The following is a 3,254-nucleotide window of genomic DNA, read 5'->3' as shown; positions in this document are numbered from 1 at the left end:
CACGGCAATACGAGACCACGCAATGTCTTGCCATCAATGGCTACCACTGCGCCATCAGTCACGTCATGGCAACTTTTCATCCACTCAGCGAATGCAGTTTGCAGCTGCTCGGCATTCACCAGGGCCATCACCCTGGCCAAGGTATCGTGGCTCGGCACGCCAGCCTTAAAATCGCCGTACTGGCGAAGAAAGTCCAACTTCGCGTGGCCAAAATCTTCGATTTCATCCCAACCTTCTGCACCACAGATCACCGCACAGACGATCAGAAACAAGATATCCGACAGCTGATGCTGCACTTTCCACGCCTGGCGGAAGTCGGAAACAATCGATAAATGGTGCATAAGAGACGGTGTCAGCATCGGATCATCCATGAGCGAAAGCTGCTAAATGACCACATGAGGTCCTTTTGGTCAAGCGCTACGAGGCCCGTCGTAGAGCGGTTTTTCATGCATTTTCCCTGCCTAACTCCCCAAGAGTTGATTGGCATGTGTAAAGTTGAAATTATTTTTATTTTTAAGGTTAAAATACGCAGCACTACACTCAGCAACCTTGAATACAAATGTAGATTAACTACAGAGACATTCAATGTGCGTAGATAAATTCCGATCTCACGTAAAGGGATAGTTCGTACGTTTTTTTCAGGTAAAAAATCGATCGTATTTTCTGATTTTCCTTTAAGAAGAACTAAATAAACATTGTAACCGTTAACCACTAGTTCTTGGGCCAGTCATTTTATGTAACTTTCGGTCCCCCCATTTTCCCAATGTTCTATAACTAGGGCTATATTTTTCATTATTTCACCCTAAATAAATGACCACTTGACTTGAGAATTAAAGTATAGAATCTATAAGGGATCTGCTTAAGAAATGATCCCCGGCTAGCATACTTCAGAAAATTGACAAAATTTTTAGACCTAAAGCTTTCAACAACATGTCCGTAGGCAACTGTGGATTCAGCAGCCTGTATATTATTATTGACATAGTGAGATAGCTTCTTGCTTTCAGCGATATATTGCTTTTTAGAGAGTAGTTCAAAAACTTCGAGCATACCTTGAAACATTTTCACTCTACTTGCTACCAGACTATCACTTCGAATAGTGACGTTATAATAAGGTTGATTTACAAGACCAAGCCTGCGTGCGGACTCAATAAGCCTAACCAAAAATTCATAATCTTCTCCATATGTAAGGCTTTCGTCATAATGCTTATCTAAATCTTTTAATAAACTTCTTTTAAAAATAGGTTGCACTATACCGATGGAAGAATTTTTTATTACGTCCTCAAGAGTCAGAATATTGTTTTGCCAAAACTGCTCTGCTCGTTTACTTCGTACTCCTAAACTCTCGCCACTACGATAATCTACCAACCTCTGATTGTCCGCGACGATATCAACATTATTGATATATGCAAATTTCAGCAAGCTGGACACTCTTTTTTGATCGCACCAGTCATCAGAATCCAATATTGATATCCATTCATGAGTGGCAGACGCTATGGCAATATTTCTGGCATGGCTGGCCCCTTGGTTACGTTCAAGTTTAATAACTTTTATTCTATCATCCGTGAGTGAATCCAGAATGTCACGTGTATTGTCCGTAGAGGCATCATCTACAATAATCAGCTCAACCTTGCAATTACATTGTTCAAGTGCCGACGATATTGCTCTTTCAATATAGTTCGCACAATTGAAAGATGCCATGATAAAACTCACTTCATGCATGAAGCACAGTCCTCTCCTAATATTTTTTCAATCATAACCATACTTTGGGTTTGCCAAAGAATAGTAAATCAAAGCATCAAAGGTCAAGAATGCTCTACCATCTTGCTAAAGCTAGTATTATTCTCGACCAACTCGTCAAACTTTCCGCAGGCTTCAATTTCACCATCTTTCAATAAGTATATCCGATCGCATTGCTTGACCGTAGCCAGTCTGTGAGCAATCATGATAATGGTTTTCTTGCCAGAAAAATCATGTATTGCATTCATTATCAGTTTTTCGGTGATGCCATCCAGTGCACTTGTGCCTCGTCTAGTACAAGCACATCGGCATCATGATATAGGGCACGAGCAATGCCTATACGTTGACGCTGACCACCAGATAACTGTACTCCCCTTTCTCCCACCAGTGTGTCGATACCCTCTGGGAGGCTATCAATAAGCTCTTTCAAATGTGCCATCTTGATTGCTCTTGTAACGGCACTATCATCAATATCTTGTGGCCTTAATCCAAATGCGATATTTTCCCTAATACTACTATCAGAAAGAAAGATTGCCTGAGGAACAAAACCAATACTGTTTTGCCATATACGGTTCATATTCTCATCTACTACCCCTCCATCAATGACCAGCTCGCCCTTCGTCGGCTGGATCAACCCCAGGAGTATATCGATAGCGGTAGATTTTCCAGACCCTGATGCACCAACTAGACCGATAATCTGATTTGCAGGTATCTCTAGATTGAAGTTATGTAAAGCTGGTGTTTTTTTCCCAGGATAACAGAATGTTATATTCTGTAGACTTATACTGGATTTAGACTTGATAGTTTTCCTGGCCCCATAGCGAGAGCATAATTGCACTTCGTTACTTCTGAGACTTTCCTTCAAGTCAAACGAAATATCTTCAAACGCCGCTATATTTCCACGAATATTTGATAGACTTGTGTATATGTGCTGAAAAGCTGGTAGTAATTTGAACCCAGCCAGAGCATATACTGAAAGAATTGGCAATATTTCACCAAGATTTCCATCATGTGCAGTCAAAAGGAAAAGTATCAGGAAAATAACACTCCCAAATGCGATAAACTCTAGAGCGTAACGCGGCACTAGCCCCAAAGCCAAGTTTGTACCCTGAGACTTGGCAAAATTTTCACTCGCTTGAACATAACGATCAACAAATACTTCCTGTCTTCCGAGCAACAGCACATCTTTGATTCCTCCAAGCCCCTCCGCAAGGAGCTTGAATCTGAGTTGCTGCATCTCTGTGACGAAATCACCATTCTGTTTCAATTTACTTCTGACAGTACGGAATAGTATAAAATAAACACCTAGAAAAATTCCGATGCCCGTCATGGCTACCCAAGGATTGTAAACGAATATCGCCAGTGCCATAAAAAATACCAATACGATCTTGGCATTCATCTGCATCAAAGGGTTGATTATATTGTTCGTTATACGCAAACATTCTTGTGATGTTCGATTGACAAGATTGCTGCTATTTCCGCTTGCATGAAAAATCCACGATTGATGCATATAGTGA

At 40.9% G+C, this 3,254-nt stretch carries 3 protein-coding genes; all 3 read right to left on the bottom strand.

The window, feature by feature from the left end:
• A partial coding sequence (locus BF12_RS0116625) for an ISAs1 family transposase (protein ID WP_024953241.1) occupies positions 1 to 359 on the bottom strand: 359 nt, incomplete at its 3' end.
• Between the two features lie 433 nt (positions 360 to 792).
• A complete protein-coding gene (locus BF12_RS0116620) occupies positions 793 to 1,719 on the bottom strand; it encodes a glycosyltransferase family 2 protein (protein ID WP_024953240.1) in 927 nt (308 codons plus the stop codon).
• 268 nt (positions 1,720 to 1,987) lie between these two features.
• The coding region (locus BF12_RS20715) for an ATP-binding cassette domain-containing protein (protein ID WP_211242483.1) at positions 1,988 to 3,254 on the bottom strand (1,267 nt) is incomplete at its 5' end.

The organism is Cobetia crustatorum (assembly GCF_000591415.1).
GTDB classification, from domain to species: domain Bacteria; phylum Pseudomonadota; class Gammaproteobacteria; order Pseudomonadales; family Halomonadaceae; genus Cobetia; species Cobetia crustatorum.
Note: the sequence above shows the minus strand (reverse complement) of the source record. Positions and strands in the feature narration are given on the sequence as shown.

Excerpts from the sequence above, each read along its gene's own strand:
- BF12_RS0116620 (WP_024953240.1), bottom strand. The coding sequence starts at position 1,719 with ATGCATGAAGTGAGTTTTATCATGGCATCTTTCAATTGTGCGAACTAT.